The organism is Paenibacillus sp. GM1FR, assembly GCF_002803315.1.
Classification (GTDB): domain Bacteria; phylum Bacillota; class Bacilli; order Paenibacillales; family Paenibacillaceae; genus Paenibacillus; species Paenibacillus amylolyticus.
This window is the reverse complement of record NZ_MKZL01000066.1, coordinates 184,648-210,108: the sequence shown is the minus strand read 5'-3', so window position 1 is coordinate 210,108 and position 25,461 is coordinate 184,648. Positions and strand designations below refer to the sequence as shown.

Below are 25,461 nucleotides of genomic sequence, written 5' to 3'. Positions count from 1 at the left end.
TCTTAAAGGTGCCATAGATTGGCACCTTTAGTTGTTATAGTGATAAGTGTAATCCAATAGGAACAAGGAGGCAATATAATGAGTTTTGAAGTGATACCATTTTTGTCGATGAACGGGGATGCGGCGGCAGCCATTGCTTTTTATGAAGAGTTTCTGGGCGCCAAGGTGATATTCAAGAAAAGTTATAAAGAGATGAAGGAAATGAACCCGGGTTTCGAGTACCCTGCCGGTCAAGATGAGTATATTACACATTCGGTGCTGGAGATTGGGGTTAACAAAGTCATGATTGCGGAAGAAGCAATGGACACGGAGAGAGCATGGCAGCTGGGGAACAGCACGTCACTATGTATTCAGTCCAAAGATAAAGATACCATCGATCAACTGTATCATTCTCTGATGCAACATGAGGGTGTGAAGGTACTGGTACCGTATGAACAAAATGAATTCAGCCCAGGATACGGTATTGTACGGGACCCATATGGCATTGCGATTCAGCTATGTGTCACTGTGCATGATTTTTAAAATGAGTTCAGGCCCTCGGTTAAGCACTCGGTATGTAAACCTGTAACTAACTTAAAAACATCAAAAAAGAAGAGCCATGGATATCATGCGCTCTTCTTTTTTCGGTTTCTATACAAGGTTGTTCGAGCAACCGATGGTTATAGCGGCCCTCTTTTCGTGTAAATCATAGAGGTACGGATGTCGCTGTGTACAAGCAAGTTCAATGGATAAAAGGAAAGAAGGGATAATATGATTACGAGAGGAATTGACCATATTGGAATAACTGTACCGGACATGGAGCAGGCGACACTATTTCTACAGCAGGCGTTTGGAGCTCAACTTGCCTATGACCATATAACGCCGGATGATCCCCACAGGAAGGACCCGAGGCAGAGCTTAAATTAGGACTGCGTTCAGGAGCAAAGGTTATTCATATTCGGATGTTATCGCTCGGGGAGAGCGCCAGTATAGAGTTATTTCAGTACGCGAATACAGCGCAATCGGAGCCAGTTAGGGCATCAGATTACGGATTGCAGCATATGGCGTTGTATGTGGACGATATGCAAGAAGCTGCACGACACTTCAAGGAAGCGGGCGGGGTGTTGCTAACAGAGCCTGGGGCATTGACCGGTCATATTGAAGGTGGAGAAGGCAATCAGTTTGTGTATGGAAGAGCACCTTGGGGGATGCTGATTGAGCTGATCTCCTATCCTGCGGGCATTCAGTATCCGAATCACAGTGAAACGAAGCGCTGGACACCACGAAAGAAATAATGGAGATGAGACTGGATAAGAAACAGGACGATGCACGACAAATCGTTCTGTTTTTCTTGTATATAGGGGTTAAACGGTTATTAAAAAACAGAAATTATGTTACAAATACGTTACAAATACAGAAGTGTATACCTCTTTGCCTTATGTTACGATACGTACTAGTAGATACAGAGATATTTTACGGATAAGATAAGTTATAACGTCTCTTTTCTGGACGATGAACATGCTCCGAAAGTATGTTGATGGAAGCCTTTTATCCAGGATTTTGAAGAAGCATTGAAACGAAGGAACAACTATATATTTTGACTGAACAGGGTTGCAATAAAAATAAATAACAACAGGTGATCCAAAATGCTGCAAATCGGGTATCCATAGTAGAGCCATCTAGAACCTGATGGATACATATGTTGTTATGATTGTTTTTTGCTAGTTAAAGGCTGTCTATTATGGAATGAACTGTGGGGGTTATCAAGTGTCTATATTAGATATGGAAAAGAAAGATGTTGTCACCGATGCAATGGTCATCAAGGCGATGGAGAAAAGTCTTGCTATCATTCGATTTGATCTGGATCGCCGGGTAACCTACGTGAATGAAGTCTTTGCCCAGACGATGGGATATACGGTAGATGAGATGTACGGCATGAAGCATCAGCAACTGTGCTTCGGTCATTTTGCAAATACTCCGGAATATGATGCTTTTTGGAATAGCATATTTAATGGTGTCAGCTTTCAGGACAAGGTTGAACGCAAGGATGCAAAGGGGAATTCCGTATGGCTTGAGGCGACATATATGCCGGTGTACGATGAGACAAATCAGAAGATACTGGGTGTATCCAAAATCGCCACCAACATTACCAACCGTCAGAACAACATTTCGGTCGTAGTGAATGAGCTGAAAACGATGTCCCATGAACTGAATGGGCAGGCAGATGTAGGCATTGAACGGAGCCAGGAATTAATGTCCAGTATCTCCTATATCTCAGAGGTGTCAACTTCTAACCGTGCAACGTTGACCCATCTGCAGGAACAGGCCGGATCGATTCAGGGCGTGGTACGAACGATACGCGAGATTTCGTCTCAGACGCAACTGCTTGCGTTGAATGCTGCCATTGAGGCTGCACATGCAGGAGAATACGGACGAGGATTTGATATCGTGGCCAAGGAAGTTAAGAAACTATCTGCAATGGTGGAGAGTTCGATTAATGAGATTCGTGATAGCGTGACTGGAATAACCAAGGAGATTGGTAATATCACGGGTGGTACCAAAAAAGTAGAAGAATATGTGGAGCAGAGCCAGAAGCAGATTGAGATCGCATTGAATGATTTTACAGCAATTGCTGCTTCAGCTCACTTGTTGGATGCCAAAGCGGAGCATGTGACCAGAATCGTATAACAATATATAGTAATAGCGGTTCCTTGCACAGGAACCGTTTTTTTGTCGTTCAGTACTCAAAAAAACGGGAATTATTGTGATCAAACGGGGACACAATACTTGGGAATACCTGCAGCTATGTCATGCAGAGAAATGTTGGGGTGGGAACATGTGGTCAACAATTGTATCCTACGTGCCGGATTGGTCCATATGGATTCAGGCATTCTTGGTCTTCATCATTCCAATTGGTATTACATTGAGCATGCGCTGGATCAATGCTGCCATTAAGCGCGGAAGCTTCTCTCGTTCCAAGCCATCGTCCATATCCTCGAAGGATATCTCGCCAGCAGCCAAAGGGCAGGGTGAAGGGACCGAAACAGGCCACTATGCCAATATTAAATTAACCGAAAAGTACAGCATAAATCTGACGAGTGTGAAAGAAAGCTTTGGACTCAATGCAGACGTGCATATTCGAGAATTTATTATTAAGGGAACGAATACACGGGCTGCGGTCATCTATACCGAAGGCCTGGTAGATCAGGACTTAGTTGATGATCACTTGATTACACCGTTGATGTTCGAAGGTGTTCCTCTACTTAAGCAGGAGGGTTTTCTCCATCCAGACAACGCACACTTACTGTCGGCATATCTGCAAGATCAATTACTTCCTGTCAGTCTGGTTGAGGAGACGAAGTCCCTCCAAGAACTCGCAGTTGGTGTGTTGTTTGGGAAAAATGCACTGCTGGTTGATGGTTTGCCTGGTGCTTTATTAATTGGAGCTCATAAGATCAAAACAAGAGGTATGAATGAACCCTTGTCAGAGGGACTTCTTCGTGGGCCTCGTATTGGTTTTACAGAGCAATTAAGCGATAATACAGGCATTTTACGTCGTTATGGAAGTGATCAGAGCCTGTTTATTAAGAAGTATGAAGTGGGTTCACGGATCAAAAAAGATTTGGCGATAGCCTATATTCAGGATATTGCCGATCCAAATCTCGTTGCTGAAGTATGCAAGCGAATTGAAGAGATGGATATGGATTCGATGTTGGAATCAGGTTATGTGGAACAACTCATCGAAGATAATACGCTGAGTCCTTTTCAGCAGGTACTGAATACGGAAAGACCTGACCGGGTGATGGGTGCCCTTCTGGAAGGCCGAGTGGCAATTTTGTTGGATGGAACGCCATTTGTATTAATTGTACCGGTGACCTTTAGCATGTTGCTTCAGTCTCCCGAGGACTATTATGAACGCTGGATTCCTGGAACATTTTTGCGAGTGCTGCGTTTTATGGCCGCGATGTTGGCATTACTTGCTCCTGCGCTCTATATCTCGTTTATCTCGTTCCATCCGGGTCTTATTCCAACCAAGCTGGTATTGACGATTATTGAAACGCGTACCGGAGTTCCATTCCCCTCAATTATTGAGGTACTCATCATGGAGCTTTCAATTGAAATCTTGAGGGAGGCCGGGATACGCTTGCCCAAACCGATTGCGCCAGCGATGGGTATCGTTGGAGGTCTGATTATTGGCCAAGCAGCGGTGCAAGCGGGAATAATAAGCCAATTTCTGGTCATTGTCGTTGCGGTAACAGCCATCTCTTCCTTTACGATTCCGGTCTATAGTGCGGGATTAACGCTAAGGATTCTACGATTTGCCGCTATGTTCAGCGCAGCCGTACTCGGATTGTTTGGCGTGGTTATGTTCTTTCTGCTTGTGTGTACACATCTGGCACGACTCTCAAGCTTTGGCGTACCTTATGTTGCACCAGCCGTTCCCTATCACATGAATGAATGGAAGGATTTTGTTATCCGTGCACCGCTAAATATGATGAGAATGCGTCCCAAAATGACTAATCCGATCGATGATGATCGGAAAAAATAAATGGAATTCCATCTACTGAAGGTCTGGAGGTGAACTAAGTGAATGGCTCCCAAGGAAAGCTAACCACGACACAGGCCGTTGTAATTATTGTCAATTACATGCTTGGTGCCGGGATATTGACACTACCTCGAACGACCAGCAAAGCTGTCGGAACACCGGATGTCTGGATTTCCATTATCCTATCTGGATTCATTATCATAGGTGTGGGAATAATTCTGGTTACCCTGTGTCGCAGATTTCCGGAGAAAACCGTCTTCCAGTTCACCCGTGAGATTACGGGCAGCTGGATTGCTTACATACTGGGATTGTCTATGATTATGTATTTCATAGTTATTGCCGCATTCGAAATCAGAGTTATGGCTGAAGTAACTGGGATGTATCTGCTCGAACGCACCCCCACCTGGGCGATTGTGATGGTCTTCATGTGGATCGGTGTATATATGATTTCAGGCGGGCTTGGCGTTATCGTACGCGTGTTTGAGATTATCCTTCCGATTACGATTATTATATTTGTGATTGAAATTTTGCTTAGTAATCAGCTATTCGAGATTGGCAATCTGAGACCCGTCCTCGGTGATGGGATTATGCCCGTTTTCCAAGGGTTGAAGCCTTCACTATTATCTTATACGGGCTATGAGGTGATGTTAATCATGACTGCCTATATGAAAAATCCGAAGAAGAGCAATAAAGCGATGACCTGGGGGATACTCATATCCACTATTATCTACTTGATCACGGTGGTGATGGTTATAGGCAGTTTATCGCTCGATGGCATCAAAACTCGAACCTGGCCAACGCTGGATTTGGTAAGAAGCTTCGAAATCCAGGGTCTGATATTCGAGCGTTTTGAATCCTTATTGCTGGTCATCTGGATTATGCAAATCTTTTCGACTACAGCAATTACACATTACTGCGCTTCGGTGGGTATTCGTGATTTGTTTCGTTCCAAAAAAATCAAAGGCATCATGTACGGCCTGCTGCCGTTCATTTATCTGACAGCAATGATACCCAAAACAGTGGATGATACCTTCGTACTAGGAGATATGCTAGGCAATGTGTCCGTATTTTTGTTTGGCATTTTACCTCTGGTACTACTGTTGTTAAGTCTGATTCGCAAAAAAGGAGGCAAGCATGCATGATTACATTCCGCATGTTGTTACGCTTAGCCACTGTATTATGCATTCTCTTAACGATATCCGGATGTTGGAGCAGTCGAGAGATAGAGGATCTAAGTGTCTACGTTGGTCTCGGGATCGATATCGGCAAAGAGACGGAATTTGAGGAGAACATCGCCAATCAGGGAGGAGGGTACTCCAAGCAGAACAATTTGACGGCCACGGTACAGATTGCTCCCGGTAATTCCAGCAGTCAAAAGAGCCAACAATCCGGTTCGCCTGCTTCTGGTAAAACGTCCTATTCCAATGAACAGCTTACCGGAGATTCCTTGCTGCAAATCTTTCGTCAGTTTGCACTGAGACGAGATCATCCGCTCATCGGACATCATCTGAAGGTTATCGTTGTGTCCAAGGATATCGCCAAAAAGTATGGTCTGGACCAGCTGCTGGATTTTGTACTTCGGGATAACGATATTCGTCCTAACTGTCTGGTGTTGATTAGCCATCATCGCGCTGTTGATGTACTGACTTCAGATGATCCTTCCCGGATTCCAGCATTTTATCTTACAGGTATTACCGGTAATTCATACTTGTCCAATAAAATCCTGGACCCCGTTCTACTCTCCAAATTAGATGCACAAATGCAATCCGGTTCCAGCTTTTTGCTCCAGAATGTACTGAACTTCAATGGAGAGGACAAGTTCTCCGGTGCCAGTATCTTTGATGGGAAAACAACCAAATTCATCGGGGAACTCAGCCAAACGGATCTAGAAGGGCTATCTTGGCTCAGACCTAAAGAAAAAGGAGGTATCTTGAAGACATACAATAAAGCGGGATTCACTGTTGTATATGAAATGAAGAAGAAAAAAACAACAATAATTCCAAAAGTGGTTGGCGATGATATTTCATTCCATGTGAAAACTGAATCCGAAGGCTGGTTGATGGAGGATTGGCGTGCTCCCGAGGAAGAGGAAAAAGGTGCGTATCTCAGTGAATTGGAAAAAGAATTTGCTGAACTTGCCAAACAACAGATTCGACAGTTGTTATACAAACTGCAGCATACCTATAAAGTAGATGTTGCGGATTTTCGGGATAGCTTACGTATCAAAGAACCTAAAACATGGAAAAAAGTCAAAGACGATTGGGATAAAATTTTTAGCACCGTGCCGATCACGTATGAGGTAAAGACCACCATCACGAATCCGGGGTCTTCCACCGAATAACGAGGTGTGCCATATATTATTTAAATGTTGACACATTCATGATAGATCGCTATATTAGTAAAAAATCATTTTCTTATCCAGAGAGGTGGAGGGACTGGCCCTTAGAAACCTCAGCAACAGATCTGAAGGATACTGTGCTAATTCCAGCGGGTGAAAGCCTGATAGATAGGAGCGTTTGTTTTTATTTGTCAGTAACGGCGCACTCTATAGGCAGAGTGGGTCTTTTTTGTTTTTTCTGGATGAAGAAGTAGGGGAGCAGCAGGTATGGAGAACAAAAACGACAAAGGGCATTTTCAGCGGAAAATGCAGGCACGGCATGTGGTCATGCTCTCTCTCGGAGGAGTTATTGGAACGGGATTATTCCTCAGCTCAGGTTACACCATTCAGCAGGCGGGACCACTGGGAACCATTTTGTCCTATCTGATCGGAGCCATCGTTGTATATCTGGTGATGCTCTGTCTTGGTGAACTGTCTGTTCATATGCCAGAGACGGGAGCATTTCATAGTTATGCCGCCAAATATATCGGACCGGCAACAGGCTACACGGTGGCTTGGTTATACTGGTTAACCTGGACTGTTGCGCTTGGCTCCGAATTCACAGCCGCCGGATTGCTGATGCAGCGCTGGTTCCCATCGGTAAACGTATGGATATGGAGCGCGGTTTTTGCACTGATGATCTTTCTGTTTAACGCTCTAACGGTGAAATTTTTTGCGGAATCCGAGTTCTGGTTCTCATCTGTAAAAGTAGTGACTATCGTAATCTTCATTATTATCGGTGGCGCAGCCATGTTTGGGTTCATTCCCATGGCGGATTCTGAACCGGCTCCATTTCTATCGAATATTACCGCATCAGGGTGGTTCCCTCATGGGGCTACAGCGATATTGATGACCATGCTTGCTGTAAACTTTGCCTTCTCAGGCACCGAGTTAATCGGCATTGCCGCCGGGGAGACGGAGAACCCGGAAAAGACGATACCAAAGGCTATTCATACAACGCTGTGGCGTTTGGTTATTTTCTTCATCGGAACGATTATTATCTTGTCGGCCTTGCTGCCCATGTCGGATGCCAGTGTACTGGAAAGTCCGTTTGTAGCGGTAATGGAGCGGGTGGGTGTACCCTATGCAGCAGACATTATGAACTTTGTTATTCTGACGGCGATTCTCTCTGCTGCTAATTCAGGCCTGTATGCATCTTCACGGATGCTCTGGTCTCTGGCTGACAAAAAAACGATCTCTCCATGGTTTGCCAAATTGACCAAACAGGGTGTGCCATTGAACGCACTTCTGATCAGTATGGTTGGTGGTGCGCTGGCTTTGCTGTCCAGTATCATTGCGCCAGGTACCGTCTATATTACACTGGTTTCCATTTCAGGTCTGGCTGTCGTTGCGGTATGGATGAGCATCAGTGCCTCCCAATACATGTTCCGCAGACAATATATCCGGGAAGGACATGCGGTCAAAGATCTGGTCTACCGCACACCACTGTATCCGGTTGTACCAATTGTTTCATTTATATTATGCCTGGCTTCATGCATAGGTATTGCCTTTGACCCGACACAGCGGATTGCGCTGTATTGTGGGGTTCCGTTTATCGCAGTATGTTACGCTGCTTATTATCTGACAGAACGTGTGAATAAGAAAAGAGGACAAGTACATGACGCAAGAACAACAGACTAACCCCATAGAACAGATCCTTCGTGAACATCCGGTCATGATTCTGGATGGAGCGTTGGCTACGGAACTCGAACAGCATGGATGTGATCTCGATGATCCACTATGGTCTGCTCGTGTGTTGCTTGAGAATCCGGATGTTATTGTTCAGGTCCATGCAGATTATTTTCGAGCAGGAGCCGACTGTGCGATTACATCCAGTTATCAGGCGACGGTGGATGGTTTCCGCAAGAGAGGGATCGATGAACAGTCAGCACTGGAGCTGATCCGCAAGACGGTGGAGTTGGCTGCTCAGGCGAGAGATGCCGTATGGGCGGAAGTGCAGAGTGATTTAGTAGGGAGAGAAAGCTCAACAGGTCAGCTTGTAGAAGCTCCTTCGGTACGTGCCGAGACGGTGGAGAATGAGGAGCAAATAACAGAACGTACAGTAGATCACGAAGGAGATTGTCTTCGTCCACGTCCAATTATTGCCGGGTCCGTTGGGCCGTACGGCGCCTATCTGGCGGATGGTTCAGAGTATGTGGGTCATTACGGGGTGTCGGATGAGACGCTTGCCGCATTTCACCGTCCGCGTATGGCGGCGCTGATTGAAGCGGGTGCAGATATTCTGGCGTTTGAGACGATTCCTTCCTTGCAGGAAGCACAGGTGCTGGTTGATGTACTGAAGGAGTTTCCTCATGCGTATGCCTGGTTATCTTTTTCTTTAAAAGACGGGACAAGCATCAGCGAGGGCACACCGCTTGAGGTGTGTGCACAGAAGTTTGGCTCCGAGCCGCAGGTTGCGGCGATTGGCCTGAACTGTGCTCCGATGGAAGTGGTGACGGAAGCAGTGGGTATTTTGAGCCGTACCAGCGATAAACCTGTTATTGTGTATCCGAACTCGGGAGAAGTATATGATGCAGCAACGAAGACGTGGAGCGGACAGGGTACTTGTGGCAGCATGAGTGATGCTTCGGAGCAGTGGGTTGCTGCGGGCGCGAAAATTATTGGCGGCTGCTGCCGAACAACGCCACATCAGATTGGTGCACTTGCGAAGAAATGGCGGAATTAGTTCATATCATGATAACAAGCCCTTCCACATCCTATAGAGGTATGGAAGGGCTTGTTTTATTGTGTTAAGGCATTCTGATTACATTATTCGATAACCAGCATACGTGGCGATGCTTCCCGAATGATTCTCGAAGAGAACCACGAGCCAAGACTGGCTGCAATGATGCTTAGACAGGTGAACAGTACCATTCCACCCCAATGCAGGATCAGTGGAAGCTGTACGATACCATAACCGGAAAGGACCATTTCGAGTAGAAGAGGCAGCAGGTATACGCCGACGAAAATACCCAGTATGGCTCCCACGGAGGACAGTATGAACATTCCCATGGTGAGCGACAACCGGATTTGGCGAGATGTCATTCCCAGCGATTTGTATATCCCGTACGTTCTGCTTTCTTTACGGATATTGATTCTACAAGTACTGAAAATAATGATGAACGTCACAATGATAAACAGCAATCCGATCAGGCTCATCGGATAGATCAGGATGTTAGCGGCTTCCGCGTAAACCGAATCAAGCAAAGTCTTCTGAGTGACTACCGAAGCAAAATCTTTAAATTGCTCATTTAATTCAGAGGCAACCTTACCCGCTTGTGCCATATCGTTCACATTGATGAAGATAACATCAAATTCACTATAACCGGGGTTCACACTTCTCATGGCATCAATGGTGATTCTGCCTGAAACAGACATGTTGGCGATCGCCTGATAGATGCCTGTGATGAGGAATGTACGCTTTTCTCCTTCAATATAGATATCGATAAGATCACCGAGATCTTTATTTGATGTTTTGGCTACACTTACACCAATGGCAATTTCATTCGCATGTTGTGGGTTAACCCCTTTTAACGTTTCGAATCCAAGTTCCTGATAACTCCCGTCCAGTACACTCAAGTTGAGACTGAGGGATTGGCCCTTCACTGTTGCAGAAGACTCCGGGCTAATTACACCCGTTGTGTTCCCTTGCCAGCCTGCATTGCTAATCCTTGTATCCTCTTCTAACGTTTGTTTCAATTCAGTCTTTGGAAAGTTACCTTTGTTCACGACTACTGCTGCGATATTGGCATTGTCATACCCCCATTTAGCTGCGGTTTGTTCAATTCCGGTTATACTGGTCAGCAGAACATAACCCAGAACAAGTACGGAGGAAGCCATGGTGGCTAGCAGGAGTGTTAGAACAGAGCTTTTGGTGTTTTTGAACACATGTCTGAATCCAAGTACGGCGGTGACAGGCAGTCGTGTAAATCCGATCCAGTGTGCCCATGGCGAATTCATTTTGCCAGCCATCCGGCTGTGATCTGTCTCCGACATACCATAACGAATAGCCTGCACGGGCTGTATGCTGCGTGCCTTTTTGGCATATAACACAGTGAACAGAATCACTAGAGCAAATAGTAGTACGCCGGCCAGTATGGCCGCATCCAATCCTTGGACTGGAATGTTCTGATTCCCCACTCGAAGAGAGGATACAGAAATATTAATGATCCATTTGGATATCCATATACTGAGTGCAAGTCCAGGGATAATGGCTACGATGGATATCAATGCATATTGAATAACATAGGTGCCTATCGTTTTTCGGGAAGTCAGACCTAGTGATTTGAGGATTCCTATTGTTCTGTAATTGGCCAGGATGGCATCCGCAATCGTAAACCCGATGGTCATCAGGGCGATGGAGAGCATGACAACACCCATGAATATCATGATAAATCCAATAACCTGATTGATGATCAGATAGAAAGAGGCAATGGCCTCGAACTCCATTTTGGATTCCAGAAACGGAATACCTGTCTCACGATTGTATCGTTCCCAATACACCGAATTCATGCTGTAATCGTTAAAATGGATGCCCATCATACGATTCTCGTTGCCAGCAAGTGTAGCGAGATCATGTTGATAATCGGTAGGATTCATCCAGACCCGTGCTGTATTGGAGAAGGGTGCCCCATATGGTACATCGATGACAACTCCCGATACATTCAATTCGAGTGTGCTTGAGCCGGTTTTGAAGCCAATGGTATCACCTACGGAAATATGATAAGCATTCGCCATGGACGTTGGGATCCAGACGGAGCCTTGTTCGGGAACTGTGTCGGGCGTCCCGCTTGAGAAAATTAGTTCATCCACACCCCAAGGCGGCGGAGGCGTATTAAACATGTACAGGTAGATGTTAGGGATGTGAGTTTCATTCAAAATGATGCCTGACAATGTACGATACGTTAGCAAAGGAGACACCTGAACTCCATCCTGAGAAGCCCACCAGTTGTGCACAGCGTCAGGGTCATTCAGTCCTTTTTCAAACGTCAGGATCTGATGAGATCCATGGGTTCGGGTATGCATTTCATAAAACTGATTGCCTGTGTTCGCCAGAATGACAATAGCTGTAGATACAAGAACTGTCGAGAGTAGCAGGAGCAGCGCAATCAGCGCATTTTGTATTTTGTTCCTACTCAGATACGACAAGCTAAGTTTAAACATGACTGCCATCGTTATTCCTTCCCCGTAACCAAAGCGAAGATAATCGCTTCACGATCCTGAATTTGATGTTCGTCATAAGTGTCAAACTCAAGGATTCCGCCAATCTTGCCGTCCAAAATGTAGATCAGGCGATCTGCCCGACAGGCGGCCTTGATATCATGCGTCACCATAACAACGGACTGTCCTTTCCGGTTGAGATTCGTAAGGATATCGAGAACAGCTGTGCCGTGTTCCATATTTAAGCTTCCGGTCGGTTCATCCGCAAAAATGATATCCGGCGAATTGATCAAAGCCCGTGCAATGGCAGCTCGCTGCTGCTGTCCTCCGGAAGTTTGGGAGGGAAGGCGATTACGCTGTTCATCGATATCCATGGCATTCATCAGCTCAGCAGCGCGGGATTGGATGTCCTTTGTTTTGTTTCCAGCGATATATCCCGGTAAAGCGATGTTCTCTTTGATGGAAAGGTCCGGGACCAGATTGATGCTCTGATAGATATAACCAATCCTGCGGGTGCGGAAGTTGGACATTTCTCGTTCACTGTAAGCGTCAATCCGCTGGTCGTGAAAATAGACCTCACCTGCTGTAATCTGATCCAGTCCGCTTAGCAGATATAAGAGGGTTGATTTGCCAGAGCCAGAGTTACCCATGATGACCGTGAAATCCCCTTCATAGATATCGAGATCAACATTACGGATGGCATGATATTGTTCACTTCCGCTGTTGTACGTTTTGCACAGATTCTGTGCACGGGTAATCACCTTTTTGGACAAGTTGAATCACTCCCGAGTGCAATATAGGATTCATTCTAGAGGAGGGATGTTGAGGAAGCCTTATCAAATTATGAATAAAGTATTACAGCTGTGGAGGGTGCTCAGCAGATCGGCAGATAGAACCGGAAGGTTGTACCTTGTCCTTCTTTACTAGTAAAGGAAATATGGCCTCCATGTGCTTCAATAATGCTTTGGCAGATAGAAAGGCCCAGCCCTGTACCTTCCTGAACACGTTGTTCTGCATGACTCGCCTGGCCTCTGAAGTAACGCTGAAAAACAAACGGCATGTCCTGTACACGTATTCCCTGACCCGAATCGGCAATCGTCACATTCAAATGCTCAGATTCCAGTTCCATATCTATACGTATCGTGTCTCCTGGAGCTGTATGCTTGAGGGCATTGGCGGCAAGATTGGAGATCACCTGTTCAATTCGAGTGGGGTCGATAGCGATTAACACATTGGGGATGTAGTTGGGTCCTTTATAGATAAGCCCCTTTGTTAGGACAACATGTTCAATAGGTTTCAACATCGTCTCCAGTATAGGCCCACTGTACAACTCACGGGTTTCCACCGAAATTTGCCCCAATTCCTGAAGTGCATGAACCAGCAGATCCTCCACAAGGCGTGCCGTTTTATCCGTATGGGTCCGCATGACCCCCATATATTCCATCAGCGTCTCCTGATCGTTGCATAGTCCTTCCTCAATAGCTTCTATGTATGCTTTTATCGTGGTAATTGGTGTTTTAATGTCATGAGATATATTGGTGATGAGTTCTTTTTGTGCTTGTTCCTGCTGAATACGCTGCTCGCTCATATGTTTAATCTCCGTGCGCATGAGATCAAACATGGCATATACTTCGAGCAATTCATCGTTCCGGTTGTACTGGATTTTTTCTTCATAATTGCCTTTAAGCATGGATTCCGCATGTTGCTTCAATTGATGGATGGGAGAGAGCAGGTGTTTGTCCAGTTTTCGTTTCATCCAGAATAGAAATAAGCTCAGGATCAGTGACAGGAGCATGAGTGCGTTAATCAATATAACCGGAAAAGTCATCGATTGCTGAACCGTAACCATGGCTTGGGGGATGGAAAAGATAGCATTGCCGATCTGACTTCCCACCGGTCCGTCCATCACGGGAAACGCAATATCAAGCAAATCGTTACCGTCCGCGGCCTGCGTGGCATGATGCAGATCATAATGGAGAGCTGAACGCAGATTAACTTGCGTTCCTTCAGAGGTGGGGTCGGAGGACAGAATGACTTTTCCATCCAAGTTTAGATAGGTAAGCAGAACCCCGGTCTCTCTGGCGGTGGAACGTATGACTTCACGAATATTTTGTTCATTAAGATGCTGATGATTTTGCTCCAAAGCGAGTAAGATTGGATTGACCTTGAGTCGAACCTGATTCAGGGACAGATTGGATTCGCCTGAATTTCGATCTTGTAACAGCATCATCGACAGTGCAAGGATACTTAAAACGATAATAATGAGAAGCCCAAGTGTTGTTAACAACCAGCGTTTGGACCAGCTGTTCAATGACATGTGGGAGCCTCCAATCTCACTTATTCGTAATTGAATTTGTAACCGACACCCCATACCGTCTTCAGAACGGTCGGATGCGAGGCATCTGCCTCAATTTTTTCACGCAGTCTGCGAATGTATACGGTTACGGTATTTTCATCACCGTAGGTTGCATATCCCCAGATGGCGTCGAGCAACTGGGCTTTGGAGAATACCTGATTCTTGTGGCTTGCCAAGTAATGAAGTAGTTCAAATTCCTTGGCAGACAGAGAAACTTCCGATCCGTTTAATGTAACTTTATAGGCTTTTTTATCAATTACCAGGTTTCCAAGATGCAGCAGATCTGTTCTGTCTCCAACGGATGTCATGCTGTCATAACGCCTGAAGTGGGCATTAATTCGTGCTAACAATTCGCTCAGCGAGAAGGGTTTGGTCATATAGTCGTCTGCTCCAAAGCCAAGACCAAGTACCTTATCGGTATCACTGCCTCTGGCACTTAGAATGAGGATGGGGATATTATTGCGCCTTCTGATCTCTCGACAGACCTCGATCCCGTCCATGTCCGGAAGCATGATATCTAAAATGATGTAGTCTGGTTGAATAAGCTCCATAATCTGAAGTCCGTCTTGTCCAGTGGCTGCCACGGCGGCTTCATATTGATTTTTGGTTAAATAATCTCGCAGAATGCGCGAAATATCTGATTCATCCTCGATGATGAGGACTTTGCGCTGGTGGGTTAGCATATGTATCGCTCCATTATGATAGATGTGAATTTAATGGGTATGTATGAATTTGTAAAACGGCTGTCTCTATGATTGTACAGTCTTGTTCTGTGGGAGTCACATGAAAAAATATTGAAGTGAACTTCATTCTTATAAAAAACGTTCTGACTTCCAGTCGTACTGAGAGTTGATCACAGTTCAATGTATCAAAATAACCCATGAACCTCTTTAAGGTCATGGGTTTCTGATACTGAACATCATACATGCTCCAGATCATCGATAGGCTCATGCTGCTTGGATTTGAGATATTCCGCCGGAGACACACCGAAGTGCGCCCGGAATACCCGGTGGAAATAGGAGTAACTTGCAAAACCGCAGGATTCGGCAATATGCTCCAGTGTCATTTCACTGTATTTCATTCGTTCCAATGCCGCATTCAGACGGATCTCAATCGCATATTGAATCATGGTCTGATTGTAGTGCTCCTTAAATAAACGGACTGCACGTGACAGGCTGAGGCCCGCATAACGAGCCGCTTCATCAAGCTTGAACGTAACAGTGGCATGCTCCTCAATGAAACGTTTTAACTTCAGCGCAGAGGAAACTGCCCGATCGGTCTGTATATTCTCTTTAATTGCCCGGTCGATATACAGACATAATCCGCGTAGTAACGCATCCTTTAGCTCCGCATTTTCCTCAAGAGGCCCGCGACGTTTCTCAAGTAACATATTTCTCCACAGGCTGATGAGTTTGTCATCCAGTCCAATTCGGCTCACGGTAGATCGATGCTGCCGTTTCCACCAGTTCTCGATCCAGCTGCCCTCGCAGAACAGATAATAATCTCCGCTGGACAAACGTCCTTCCTTATGTGGTTCATCGACAACGAGATGGTAGTCGTCACCAGGCTTTAAGAGCAGCAAGTCCCCGCTCGTCATCCTGAATTCCTCATCCTGTACATACACTTTGCACGAGCCTTCGGTCTGCAGACGGAACAGATAGGTTTGCAACTCGCCCTTCATATTATGAGTGAACGCCTTATAGTGGTATGAGTAGTCACAGATCAGTACAGATGTCTCTAACGTATCCAAAGATAAAATCCCCCAATATGTACATCCTTTTACATCATAAGTTTAACTTAACATTTACACGAAAACGGAGAGGACAGAAAGAACCTGAAGAAACGAAGTGTTCGCCTTTATCTCCGGATTTTATCCTTTTGAAAAGGAAATCAAAAAAATCTGGGGATAACAGCGATCGGAAGGTTGTTCTGTCATCGGAGTGCCAGTGTAAATATCTTCAGTTGAAATTAGCTACATTCAATTGATGCAAAATGATGGAAATAAAATTTGATCAGATAGTTCATGTTCTGACTATATTGTATATGTTCATTCTAGCCTGTTTTGCGTTAGGATGATACCAGATAGAGCAATGAAAGCAAATTTGAGAACAGAGGTGTATCCTACATGAAAAAACTTAATATTGGTTTGCAATTGTTTACACTCCGTGATGAAACTGCAGCAGATTTTCGTGGTACGTTACGTAAGGTAGCGGCCCTTGGATATGAAGGTGTGGAGTTTGCCGGATATGGCGATATTCCAGCTGAGGAAATGAAAGCGCTACTAGATGAACTTGGACTGAAAGGATTCAGCAGCCACGTTTCATTACATGCGATGCGCGAAGACTTGCAAAAACAAATCGATTACCTGAAAACAATTGGTGCACAATATATCATTTGCCCTTACCTGATGCCAGAAGATCGTCCTGAGAATGCAGAAGGTTGGACCAAGCTATTCGCTGAGTTACAACAATATGGAGCTGAAGCAGCGAAACAAGGGTTGATCTTCGGATACCATAACCATGACTTTGAATTCCATGGCCAGGTTGGCGATGCTAATGCCTTTGATGCCATGTTCGCTCAAACATCACCGGAAGCGGTAAAAGTGGAAATGGACGTATGTTGGGTACAATTTGCGGGACAAAATCCGATCGAGTATATTAAACAATATGCGGGTCGCTTGCCGCTGCTTCATCTGAAGGACTTCAGCAAAGACGAACAGGGCCAGATGAAAACACTGGAATTGGGACAAGGTTCGGTTGACCTGCCAGCTGTTATTGAAGGCGCTACGAATGCAGGCGTGGAATGGCTGATCGTGGAACAAGACGTATGTCAGAACCCTCCGCTTGAGAGCGTATCCAACAGCTACAACTGGTTGAAAGAAAACTACCTGAACCAATTCTAATGGACCATCGAACCATGAAAAATGCTAATCTATTTGTCAAAGGAGACTTATGTACATGAGTAAAATTAAAGTTGCTGTATTCGGCTGTGGAGCCATTGCCGAGCGCAGACATATTCCAGAGTACGCTGCCAATGAGAACGTAGAACTTGTCGCTTTTGCCGATCCGGTTGTGGAGCGTGCGGAGAAGATGGCCGAGACTTACGGCGGTAAAGCGTATTCCAGTTACGAAGAATTGCTTGCAAACGAAACAGTGGATGCCGTTAGTGTGTGTACACCAAACTATCTGCATGCGCCAATGGCGATTGCTGCTGCAAATGCAGGCAAGCATGTATTGGTTGAGAAACCAATGGCAGTATCCACTGAGGAAGGCGAGCAAATGATCGAAGCTGCCAAGAAAAATGGCGTGTATTTGATGGTTGGACACAACCAGCGTTTGATGCCTCCTCACGTAAAAGCAAAAGAAATTCTCGAATCCGGCAAACTCGGTAAAGTCCTGAATTTCCGTACATCATTTGGTCACCCAGGTCCGGAAGGATGGAGTGTGGACGGAGCTGAAAGCTGGTTCTTCCGTAAAGAAGAAGCGATTATGGGCGCTATGGGCGACCTGGGCGTGCACAAATCCGACTTCATCCGTTACTTGCTGAATGATGAAGTATCTGAAGTAGCTGGTTTCATCAGCACACTGCACAAGGAAGGCACTAAAGTTGACGATAACGCAACTTGCTTGCTGCGTATGAAGAGCGGAGCGATAGGAACGCTCGTAGCGAGCTGGACACAATACAGAGCTGGAGACAACAGTACAGTGCTGTGGTGTGAGAATGGTGTTATGAAGATCGGAACAGTGGAAGGCGATGAAGTTATCGTTGAGCTGACCAATGGTACAGTTGAGACGTACAAAGTTGGTGCCATGGCTACCAACGAGAAACAAGTGCCGAGTGGTGTAATTGACGCATTTGTAGAGTCGATTGTCACCCAAACACCTCCAGCGATTTCCGGGGAAGAGGGCTTGCGTTCCCTGCAAGTGATCTTGGCAGCATTCGAATCCGAGAAAACAGGTCAGATCGTTAAACTGTAATCCAACCGAATGACAGTGCAATTTCTAACATTCTATACGGCTTAATCTATGATATAAGGGACTTATCTTCAGAGAAGTGTTCTGGGGTAAGTCCTTCTTTATTTGTTCCCGGGCAAGTGGGGGAAAGTGAACAGGGATACGGTAATTGTGCAATAGGTTTTACAATAGTGGATCGCTTTTACACAACAGAAAAGGCTGATATTACGCCCTATCGCGTAATATCAGCTCTTTAGAGTCATCAAAATTAATGATGGAATGATTAATTTTCTTTAGATGCCAGCCGGTACATCACTGCCCAGATCCAACCATGCGATTTCAGCAGGAGTAAGCGTGATGCGTGATCCTTCGTCACAGGAGAGCAGTTCTGCCTGATTCTGGGCTCCGATCAGCGCACAGGTTGGGAACGTCTGATTCAATACATAAGCGAGTGCAATTTGAATGGGTGATGTTTTCTTTGAATTAGCCAATTGTTCAGCCCGATGCAACCGTTCCCAGTTATCATCACTGTAGAATACACGCACCAGATCTTCGTTATCCCGAACTTCAGGTGTGAATCTTCCAGTGAAGAAACCACGTGCTTGGGAGGACCAGGATAGCAATGGTAGTTTGGTTTGCTCATGCCATGCCAGCGTCTCTGCATCTGCTGACACACAGCCTTCCCAGAAAGGTTCGTTTGCTTTGGCGAGACTGAGATTTGGGCTGCTGAATGTGAAGCCCTTCAGTCCATTTGCCGCAGCGTATGCATTGGCTTCCTCGAGCCGCTGCCAGGTCCAGTTGGATGCGCCAATTGCGCCGATTTTGCCGGATTCAATATGTTCGTTCAGTGCTTCAAGAATAACACTGACAGGGGTATTGGGATCATCGCGGTGCAAGGCATACATCTCTACGTGATCTGTCTGAAGACGCTCCAGACTTTCCATCAAGTCACTGCGGATGGCATCAGCGTTCACACGTGGCCCATTCTGGTCATGATGCGCGCCTTTGGTGAGAATGACGATCTGGTCGCGGTTACCACGTTCCTTCATGTAACGACCAAGGACTTCTTCACTCTGTCCACCACAATAGATATGTGCTGTATCTACAGTGTTACCGCCAATCGACAGAAAAGCATCCATGTTCGTAGCTGCTTTATCGTAGGCATTATGCACGAAATAATCGGTTCCTTTAATCAATCTGGAGACACGTTTACCTGCACCAGCAATTTCGATATATTCCATAAGTCAGTTCATCCTCTCAATTATAGTGTAATTCGTGTACGTTCTTCCGCTGAACGAAGGCAAGCTTCCAGTACTTTCATATTAGCTACGGCATCGGAAGGGGCGAAGCGCAGATCCTTGCCCTGAAGTACAGCACGTGCCATATCATCTCCCTGTAGAGAGTAGTGGTTCACTTGCGGGACTTCAATCTCTCTGCGTTCACCACCAGCCGTTACATAGAAGTTGGAACTGCGGTCCTGTCCGCTGATAAATGCCGAAGGGACTTCAATAATCCCGTTGGATCCCAATACCTCCAATGTGTTGCGGAAGGCTGCCCACATGCTGCTGTCAAACGTCACGCCGATGTGATTATCGAATTCCAGCAGTCCTGAGGCCATCATATCGACCTGATCATGCTCTGGGGAGAACATGCCAATAACAGTGGCTGCACTTGGTTCTTGACCAAGCAGCAGGCGTGCTACGCTGATGGAATAACATCCGATATCATACAGTGCACCTCCGCCCCAATCCCGCCGAAAGCGGACATTGCCGGATGCATTGGAGTTATTAAATGAAAATGTGCTGTGCATACCACGAATCTCACCAATCTCACCGCTGGCAATGATATCTCGGATCTGCTCATATCTTGGATGATGGCGGTACATGAATGCTTCAGCCAGATGCACACCTGCATCTTCACAAGCTTGAACCATCTCCTGAGCTTCCTGTTCTGTCAGAGCCAGTGGTTTCTCGCACAAAATATGTTTGCCTGCTTCAGCAGCCCGGATCGTCCATTCTCGATGAAGATGATTCGGCAGTGGGATATATACGGCATCGATGGAATCATCAGCGAGCAAAGCTTCATAACTGCCATAAGCCTTGTCGATCCCAAGTTTCTCGGCCGTCTGTTTGGCTTTATCTTCGTCTCGACTGGCAATCGCGGTTACTTCATTTAACTCGGATTGCTGCAGGCCTGGAATGACGGATTCCACAGCAATGCTAGCGCTACCAAGAATGCCCCAACGCAATTTTTGAACTGAATTCATGTGTTGTATCCTCCCGTTTATGAATGTATATTGTGATTATAAAGAATAGATCAATGAATTAAAATGATAATATATTGAAGTTAGTTAACACAATATTGTTGATCGAGGAGAACCGGCTATGATGAGACAAACCGTATTGCTTACTCTGCAGGATATTCCATATTTTTGTTATCCCGAGTCCGTTGGACATTATATGGACCACGTCCAGCATGCCGTGTTGCGTGAGGCCGGCGCACTGAACAACTTTAATATTCACTACGTCGCTTCGGGCAAGGGATATGTGGAAGTGGACGGGGTGGTGCATGAGCTTCGCGCAGGTCAGGCGTTTCTCTATTTTCCGCAACAGCGGCAGCATTATTATAGTAGTGAAGATGATCCATGGGATGTACGATGGGTTCATTTTTATGGTGAACGTCTGCATGATTATATGATCGAGCGGGGGTTACATCGCAATCTATTGTGGACACTGCGGCAACGCAACTCTTGGGAAGAGGCTCATCTGGCCTTGCTCACTGAAGCGGAACAGAACACCATGCTGCGTCCGGCTCAGCTATCCACACTGACCTATGCCGTACTCGCCGAGTTCGTGCAGCATGCAGTACCTTTAAAGAGCACACGTACCACAAGTAAGGCGGAGAGTCGGGTTCTTGCACTTCTTCCACAGATGCAGCAGGAGGCCTGTCAACCTTTCCTGTTACAGGATTGGGCGGATCTCGCAGGTGTGAGTTCGTATTACTTTTGCAAAATGTTCAAGAGTGCTGTGGAGATGACGCCGATGGAATTTATCACTCGTTCACGACTACAGATGGCGAAGCAATGGTTACTCGAACGGCCTACGGCCAACATTGGACAAATCGCGGAGGAAGCGGGGTATCCCAATGCCAGTTATTTTAACCGCCAGTTCATGGCCCATGAGGGGATGACACCTACGGATTACCGCGGATTGTATCACAATTAACCCGTATCCTTTCGATGTTGCCAGCGCTTGAGGTATAGTGGTTTGACACAGAGCTCAATCAAGTCTATTATGGATAAATTAAATCCGTATATAATGAGGTGCCCTCATGAAATATTCAAAAGCGACAAATTATGCTTTGCATACGATGCTTCATCTTGTAAGCACTGCCCCTGAGCAGCTTATTAGTGTACACCAACTTGCAGAATTGCAGAAGGTATCACCAACCTATCTGTCCAAAATATTGACCAAATTGGTTAAGGCGGGCATGATCGAATCAACTTCTGGCGCCAATGGTGGCTACCGGCTTAGTCGTAAAAATCCGGATCCTTCTTTCCTGGAGATCATTCATGCGATTGAAGGTCAGGCGTCCCTGTTCGAATGTTCCCAGAATCATAACGCAGGCTGTTTGATCCAGCAGGTGATGGTGCAGGCGGAAGAAGAGATGGAAAGTTTTTTGAACAATAAAAAAATGTCGGAACTGGCTTCCCAGATGAAGGGTGCACATTCCCTGTAACTTGCAGATAGAAGTGAACTTCAATCGACGTGGTTAACTCGTCTGGAACATAGGTATATCCAGATCTTTCCCCAACCTCGCGAGAGGTAAGGAAAGATTTTTTTGTATCGTTGTACCTAATAGAAGGCGAATGGTACAATAAGGAAGGTATAGTATGCATACATACATGATCCTAATCTTACATCACATTTTACATCTCTGGAGGGACAACACATGAGCCAATCAACGATTACAGGACTGGAACAATTGCTCGCGCTGGAAAATATTCGGAATACCAAGGCACGTTATTGCCGCTATATTGATACGAAGCAGTGGGATACCTTGGGTGATGTGTTTGCTCCGGATGCAGTGGCCGATTTCAGCACGGAAGGCAATCCAATTCCGGTATTAACAGGCCGTGATACGATCGTACAAGTATTCCGTGATCTGGTGGATGTTGCCGTAACCGTGCATCATGTACATAGCGCCGAAGTTGAATTTGTATCTGAGAACGAAGCAAAGGTCATCTCCCCAATGGAAGATTGGGTCACGTTTCCGGAGGGCAATGAGAACAAATCTTTCCACGGGTTTGGGCACTACCACGAGACTTTTGTCAAAATCGACGGTCAGTGGTACATCAAACATACAAGTCTGCAACGTCTTCGTTTGGACCTGTTTGAATAGTAGATAAATTATTAGAGAAGAAAAAATTATTACTAATAGAAGCCCTAAGGAGCACGATGATGCGTCCTTGGGGTTGTTTTGTATTTTGCTTCTGTGTGAAAGGTCAGTGGAATGAATACAAAGGGCGACGAGCCCTAGAAGGCGCGCTCCCAGACGGGCTCTCGACCAATTGGGCTTCGTAGTTCGTCATCTTCCACTGGGAAATGTCCTATGTATGGAATTAAGTTATTTAAGTGGAAGCTTACGCTTTTTCGTTATATGATTCACGTTATAAATGTTAACAAGTTTTAATTCGAATTTTCGAGGGTGATATTTATAAAAATTTTCATTGAAGTAATAGACCACACAGAAGAAGAGGAGATCCGCATCAGGTGTCACCAAGTAGACGAAAAAATACATGAGCTCGTTAATAAAGTAAAAACCGAAACGCTCATGATACTTGGCTATCATGAAGATAAGATTAGCCGCATCAAAATTAGTGATATTTATTATTTTGAAGCTGTTGACGGAAAAGTGTTTGCGTATTGTAAGAACACCGTTCATGAGGTCAAACAAAAGCTTTATGAACTGGAGGAACTTTGCCAAGAGAAACATTGTTTTCGGGCCTCCAAATCCACTATTCTAAATATAGCTAAGATTTCCAGTGTTCACCCGTCCATCAGTGGCCGTTTTCAAGCAATATTGGATAATGGGGAGAAGGTAGTCATATCACGGCAGTATGTGCCAACGCTTAAACACATACTTGGATTATAAAAGGGGACCTATATGAAGTATTCCGAGCTCATAAAAGAAATGATTAGAGATTTCTTAATTATATTCGCTTCTATAATGATAATCATCGCTATTTTACGGCAAATCTATGCTCCTGATGCAAGTTTCGAATTACAGACTATTTTTACAATTATGGCTTTCTCTTTTCTGGGTACTTTGACCGGAATTATTTTATATACGCCGCATGCGATTAGCGAGAATAAAATGCGCCTCCGAGTGATTTTACATTTCTTTTTTCTGGAAGCCCTATTAATTTCTCTGGCTGTCATATTGAATCTTGTAAACGGTACTTTCAGTATACTATTATTGGCTTTGCAAATTGCCACAGTATACGCTATCCTTCGCCTACTAACGTATAAGAATGACAAAAAGGAAGCTGAAAAGATCAATGAAAGACTACAAACATTTAAAAATAAGGTTTAGAAGATATACACAAACTGCTCCTAAATAAAGTCGTATTTGCAGCGTAAGTACACTTCATTGCGTTGTTTTTACAACTTATTGGCTCTCAGCTACAGCTTATCGTTTATGCGTATACACCTGCTCTGCCATTTATTATGATGAACTCATAAAAAGTTGGAGGAGGAGTAGAGAAGCCTTATGGAGATTTTAATACTTGTCGTTACTTTGGTCTCTGAGCTGGCAATTGCGGTTTATTCCATTGCAACCAAGCAAAGCCGCAGCAAGATAAAGAGTTGGACGAGAATCGCAATGTTTATAGGATTCATGATGCTAAGCTTGGGGAAGGTTGTCGTATGGGAGTACACTTGGGGGCTGTTTGCATGCTTGCTCTTAATATTAGCGTTCAAGGAAATAGTTGCACTTCTGCGCAAACAAACAAACCCAGCACGTTACAAAGCGATCTCTACGATATGGAAGTCCCTTCTGTTAACACTGACCGTAGTTGTTACCCTTGTTCCTGTTTTACTTTTTCCACAGTTTAGGTTGCCGCGAGTGACAGGTCCGTATGTAGTGACTACTGCCACATACAGCTATATGGACAAGAATCGAATCGAAGAATTTACGGATCAGAAAGACAAGCGGTCTGTTAACGTGGAATTTTGGTATCCTGAACAGGCAGACGTAACCTATCCTTTGCTTGTGTTCTCCCATGGAGCATTCGGTATTAAAGCAAGCAACACTTCTACCTTTACAGAACTTGCGAGCCATGGTTATTTCGTCGTTTCGATTGACCATCCCTATCATTCATTTTATACCGTTTCCGAGGATGGAAAAGTCGTGACGATTAATCCCGAATACATGCAAGAAGTCAACAATGCAAATAAAGATGGGGTTTATTCACTTGGTGAGTTTTACGAGCTTACTCAAAAATGGATGAAATTGAGAACGGATGATATGAGTTTTGTCATGGATACGATTCTGGAACAAGCCGAGCAAAAGAAAGATTCTGTATATGGACGCATCGATACACAGAAAATAGGTGTCTTCGGTCATTCTATGGGGGGTGCAGCAAGCGTGGCACTGAGCAGAGAACGCGATGACATTAACGCCGTAGTAAATATAGATGCTCCGTTCTTTAGCGAGCTTGTGTATGATAAAGTTACGAACGAAATAAATGCAAAATCCGAAGCTTTCACCATCCCGCTTCTAAACGTTTATTCGGATGATGTGTGGATACAGCTCTACAGCAGTCCTCCGTATATCGCGAATCGTATTTCGAATGAAAATTTTAAAGATGCATACAACGTTCATTTTAAAGGCGCAAAACATTTAAGTTTAACCGATCTACCTTTATTCTCGCCTATATTGGCAGACCTGTTGCATGAAGGCAGAAAAGCAAATATAGATAAATATTACGCGATTGAAACTCAAAATGAACTCATCCTTCGTTTTTTTGACTATGCTCTAAAGAATCAAGGTCAGTTTGCTCCAAAAGCGACGTATTGAGTACTAGTTC

Annotated in this window: 24 protein-coding genes and 1 riboswitch; of the genes, 17 read left to right on the top strand and 7 right to left on the bottom strand. The window is 45.1% G+C overall.

Annotation, left to right across the window (positions count from 1 at the left end):
- Positions 1–78 precede the first annotated feature (78 nt).
- From PAEAM_RS30280 to mmuM, 9 genes are all read left to right on the top strand, one after another.
- Positions 79–522 carry a VOC family protein gene (locus PAEAM_RS30280; protein WP_100529893.1) on the top strand — a complete coding sequence of 148 codons (444 nt, stop codon included), beginning with the start codon at positions 79–81 and terminating at the stop codon, positions 520–522.
- A 228-nt stretch (positions 523–750) separates the two neighbouring features.
- Entirely contained in the window at positions 751–906 is a 156-nt protein-coding gene (locus PAEAM_RS32440; RefSeq protein ID WP_243391508.1) for a VOC family protein, read from the top strand.
- 35 nt (positions 907–941) lie between these two features.
- On the top strand, positions 942–1,274 hold the full coding sequence (locus PAEAM_RS32435; RefSeq protein ID WP_243391507.1) for a VOC family protein: 333 nt from the start codon (positions 942–944) through the stop codon (positions 1,272–1,274).
- 487 nt (positions 1,275–1,761) lie between these two features.
- Positions 1,762–2,667: a methyl-accepting chemotaxis protein gene (locus PAEAM_RS30270; protein WP_100529919.1), complete on the top strand. Its 906-nt coding sequence runs from the start codon at positions 1,762–1,764 to the stop codon at positions 2,665–2,667.
- 148 nt (positions 2,668–2,815) lie between these two features.
- Positions 2,816–4,528, top strand: coding sequence for a spore germination protein (locus tag PAEAM_RS30265; protein WP_100529892.1), 1,713 nt, complete (start codon positions 2,816–2,818; stop codon positions 4,526–4,528).
- Positions 4,529–4,566: 38 nt separating this feature from the next.
- Entirely contained in the window at positions 4,567–5,667 is a 1,101-nt protein-coding gene (locus tag PAEAM_RS30260) for a spore germination protein (protein WP_076253519.1), read from the top strand.
- Positions 5,664–6,866 carry a Ger(x)C family spore germination protein gene (locus PAEAM_RS30255; RefSeq protein ID WP_100529891.1) on the top strand — a complete coding sequence of 401 codons (1,203 nt, stop codon included), beginning with the start codon at positions 5,664–5,666 and terminating at the stop codon, positions 6,864–6,866. The genes PAEAM_RS30260 and PAEAM_RS30255 overlap by 4 nt, the downstream gene beginning before the upstream one ends.
- A gap of 70 nt (positions 6,867–6,936) precedes the next feature.
- Positions 6,937–7,038: riboswitch (SAM riboswitch) on the top strand.
- Positions 7,039–7,130: 92 nt separating this feature from the next.
- Complete coding sequence (mmuP, locus tag PAEAM_RS30250; RefSeq protein ID WP_100529890.1) at positions 7,131–8,543, top strand: S-methylmethionine permease; 1,413 nt, start codon at positions 7,131–7,133, stop codon at positions 8,541–8,543.
- Positions 8,521–9,588, top strand: a complete 1,068-nt coding sequence (mmuM, locus tag PAEAM_RS30245; protein WP_100529889.1) for a homocysteine S-methyltransferase — start codon at positions 8,521–8,523, stop codon at positions 9,586–9,588. The genes mmuP and mmuM overlap by 23 nt, the downstream gene beginning before the upstream one ends.
- Positions 9,589–9,671: 83 nt before the next feature.
- On the opposite strand, the gene PAEAM_RS30240 is transcribed toward mmuM, so the two are convergent.
- The 5 genes from PAEAM_RS30240 to PAEAM_RS30220 all read right to left on the bottom strand — a co-directional run bounded on the left by PAEAM_RS30240 (position 9,672) and on the right by PAEAM_RS30220 (position 16,168).
- Complete coding sequence (locus PAEAM_RS30240; RefSeq protein WP_100529888.1) at positions 9,672–12,074, bottom strand: ABC transporter permease; 2,403 nt, start codon at positions 12,072–12,074, stop codon at positions 9,672–9,674.
- A 2-nt stretch (positions 12,075–12,076) separates the two neighbouring features.
- Positions 12,077–12,835, bottom strand: a complete 759-nt coding sequence (locus PAEAM_RS30235) for an ABC transporter ATP-binding protein (protein ID WP_100529887.1) — start codon at positions 12,833–12,835, stop codon at positions 12,077–12,079.
- Between the two features lie 101 nt (positions 12,836–12,936).
- Positions 12,937–14,379 (bottom strand): HAMP domain-containing sensor histidine kinase, encoded by a 1,443-nt coding sequence (locus PAEAM_RS30230; RefSeq protein ID WP_100529886.1) that lies wholly within the window; start codon positions 14,377–14,379, stop codon positions 12,937–12,939.
- 20 nt (positions 14,380–14,399) lie between these two features.
- On the bottom strand, positions 14,400–15,101 hold the full coding sequence (locus tag PAEAM_RS30225) for a response regulator transcription factor (protein ID WP_036668131.1): 702 nt from the start codon (positions 15,099–15,101) through the stop codon (positions 14,400–14,402).
- Positions 15,102–15,337: 236 nt separating this feature from the next.
- The gene (locus tag PAEAM_RS30220) at positions 15,338–16,168 is read right to left on the bottom strand and encodes a helix-turn-helix domain-containing protein (RefSeq protein ID WP_036668130.1); all 831 of its coding nucleotides are present in this window, start codon (positions 16,166–16,168) and stop codon (positions 15,338–15,340) included.
- A gap of 375 nt (positions 16,169–16,543) precedes the next feature.
- Between PAEAM_RS30220 and PAEAM_RS30215 the strand changes: the two genes are divergently transcribed.
- Together PAEAM_RS30215 and PAEAM_RS30210 are read left to right on the top strand one after the other, a co-directional pair.
- Positions 16,544–17,320: a sugar phosphate isomerase/epimerase family protein gene (locus tag PAEAM_RS30215; RefSeq protein ID WP_047841639.1), complete on the top strand. Its 777-nt coding sequence runs from the start codon at positions 16,544–16,546 to the stop codon at positions 17,318–17,320.
- Positions 17,321–17,375: 55 nt separating this feature from the next.
- Positions 17,376–18,395: a Gfo/Idh/MocA family protein gene (locus PAEAM_RS30210; protein ID WP_036668128.1), complete on the top strand. Its 1,020-nt coding sequence runs from the start codon at positions 17,376–17,378 to the stop codon at positions 18,393–18,395.
- 269 nt (positions 18,396–18,664) lie between these two features.
- Here PAEAM_RS30210 and PAEAM_RS30205 read toward each other — a convergent pair whose 3' ends face one another.
- Positions 18,665–19,612, bottom strand: a complete 948-nt coding sequence (locus tag PAEAM_RS30205; RefSeq protein ID WP_100529885.1) for an aldo/keto reductase — start codon at positions 19,610–19,612, stop codon at positions 18,665–18,667.
- Between the two features lie 20 nt (positions 19,613–19,632).
- Positions 19,633–20,637 (bottom strand): Gfo/Idh/MocA family protein, encoded by a 1,005-nt coding sequence (locus PAEAM_RS30200; RefSeq protein ID WP_100529884.1) that lies wholly within the window; start codon positions 20,635–20,637, stop codon positions 19,633–19,635.
- Between the two features lie 118 nt (positions 20,638–20,755).
- Here PAEAM_RS30200 and PAEAM_RS30195 point away from each other — a divergent pair, with 118 nt between their 5' ends.
- The 6 genes from PAEAM_RS30195 to PAEAM_RS30170 all read left to right on the top strand — a co-directional run bounded on the left by PAEAM_RS30195 (position 20,756) and on the right by PAEAM_RS30170 (position 25,451).
- Positions 20,756–21,595, top strand: coding sequence for a helix-turn-helix transcriptional regulator (locus PAEAM_RS30195; protein WP_100529883.1), 840 nt, complete (start codon positions 20,756–20,758; stop codon positions 21,593–21,595).
- A 106-nt stretch (positions 21,596–21,701) separates the two neighbouring features.
- The gene (locus PAEAM_RS30190) at positions 21,702–22,109 is read left to right on the top strand and encodes an RrF2 family transcriptional regulator (protein WP_100529882.1); all 408 of its coding nucleotides are present in this window, start codon (positions 21,702–21,704) and stop codon (positions 22,107–22,109) included.
- A gap of 213 nt (positions 22,110–22,322) precedes the next feature.
- Positions 22,323–22,772 carry a nuclear transport factor 2 family protein gene (locus PAEAM_RS30185; RefSeq protein WP_100529881.1) on the top strand — a complete coding sequence of 150 codons (450 nt, stop codon included), beginning with the start codon at positions 22,323–22,325 and terminating at the stop codon, positions 22,770–22,772.
- A 306-nt stretch (positions 22,773–23,078) separates the two neighbouring features.
- Positions 23,079–23,525 (top strand): LytTR family DNA-binding domain-containing protein, encoded by a 447-nt coding sequence (locus PAEAM_RS30180; RefSeq protein WP_207765612.1) that lies wholly within the window; start codon positions 23,079–23,081, stop codon positions 23,523–23,525.
- A gap of 12 nt (positions 23,526–23,537) precedes the next feature.
- Positions 23,538–23,966 (top strand): DUF3021 family protein, encoded by a 429-nt coding sequence (locus PAEAM_RS30175; protein ID WP_100529880.1) that lies wholly within the window; start codon positions 23,538–23,540, stop codon positions 23,964–23,966.
- A gap of 177 nt (positions 23,967–24,143) precedes the next feature.
- The gene (locus PAEAM_RS30170) at positions 24,144–25,451 is read left to right on the top strand and encodes an alpha/beta hydrolase family protein (protein WP_100529879.1); all 1,308 of its coding nucleotides are present in this window, start codon (positions 24,144–24,146) and stop codon (positions 25,449–25,451) included.
- The last annotated feature ends 10 nt before the right edge of the window (positions 25,452–25,461 follow it).

Excerpts from the sequence above, each read along its gene's own strand:
- PAEAM_RS30280 (WP_100529893.1), top strand. The coding sequence starts at position 79 with ATGAGTTTTGAAGTGATACCATTTTTGTCGATGAACGGGGATGCGGCG.
- PAEAM_RS32440 (WP_243391508.1), top strand. The coding sequence starts at position 751 with ATGATTACGAGAGGAATTGACCATATTGGAATAACTGTACCGGACATG.
- PAEAM_RS32435 (WP_243391507.1), top strand. The coding sequence starts at position 942 with ATGTTATCGCTCGGGGAGAGCGCCAGTATAGAGTTATTTCAGTACGCG.
- PAEAM_RS30270 (WP_100529919.1), top strand. The coding sequence starts at position 1,762 with ATGGAAAAGAAAGATGTTGTCACCGATGCAATGGTCATCAAGGCGATG.
- PAEAM_RS30265 (WP_100529892.1), top strand. The coding sequence starts at position 2,816 with ATGTGGTCAACAATTGTATCCTACGTGCCGGATTGGTCCATATGGATT.
- PAEAM_RS30255 (WP_100529891.1), top strand. The coding sequence starts at position 5,664 with ATGATTACATTCCGCATGTTGTTACGCTTAGCCACTGTATTATGCATT.
- mmuP (WP_100529890.1), top strand. The coding sequence starts at position 7,131 with ATGGAGAACAAAAACGACAAAGGGCATTTTCAGCGGAAAATGCAGGCA.
- mmuM (WP_100529889.1), top strand. The coding sequence starts at position 8,521 with ATGACGCAAGAACAACAGACTAACCCCATAGAACAGATCCTTCGTGAA.
- PAEAM_RS30240 (WP_100529888.1), bottom strand. The coding sequence starts at position 12,074 with ATGGCAGTCATGTTTAAACTTAGCTTGTCGTATCTGAGTAGGAACAAA.
- PAEAM_RS30230 (WP_100529886.1), bottom strand. The coding sequence starts at position 14,379 with ATGTCATTGAACAGCTGGTCCAAACGCTGGTTGTTAACAACACTTGGG.
- PAEAM_RS30225 (WP_036668131.1), bottom strand. The coding sequence starts at position 15,101 with ATGCTAACCCACCAGCGCAAAGTCCTCATCATCGAGGATGAATCAGAT.
- PAEAM_RS30215 (WP_047841639.1), top strand. The coding sequence starts at position 16,544 with ATGAAAAAACTTAATATTGGTTTGCAATTGTTTACACTCCGTGATGAA.
- PAEAM_RS30210 (WP_036668128.1), top strand. The coding sequence starts at position 17,376 with ATGAGTAAAATTAAAGTTGCTGTATTCGGCTGTGGAGCCATTGCCGAG.
- PAEAM_RS30205 (WP_100529885.1), bottom strand. The coding sequence starts at position 19,612 with ATGGAATATATCGAAATTGCTGGTGCAGGTAAACGTGTCTCCAGATTG.
- PAEAM_RS30200 (WP_100529884.1), bottom strand. The coding sequence starts at position 20,637 with ATGAATTCAGTTCAAAAATTGCGTTGGGGCATTCTTGGTAGCGCTAGC.
- PAEAM_RS30195 (WP_100529883.1), top strand. The coding sequence starts at position 20,756 with ATGATGAGACAAACCGTATTGCTTACTCTGCAGGATATTCCATATTTT.
- PAEAM_RS30190 (WP_100529882.1), top strand. The coding sequence starts at position 21,702 with ATGAAATATTCAAAAGCGACAAATTATGCTTTGCATACGATGCTTCAT.
- PAEAM_RS30185 (WP_100529881.1), top strand. The coding sequence starts at position 22,323 with ATGAGCCAATCAACGATTACAGGACTGGAACAATTGCTCGCGCTGGAA.
- PAEAM_RS30175 (WP_100529880.1), top strand. The coding sequence starts at position 23,538 with ATGAAGTATTCCGAGCTCATAAAAGAAATGATTAGAGATTTCTTAATT.
- PAEAM_RS30170 (WP_100529879.1), top strand. The coding sequence starts at position 24,144 with ATGGAGATTTTAATACTTGTCGTTACTTTGGTCTCTGAGCTGGCAATT.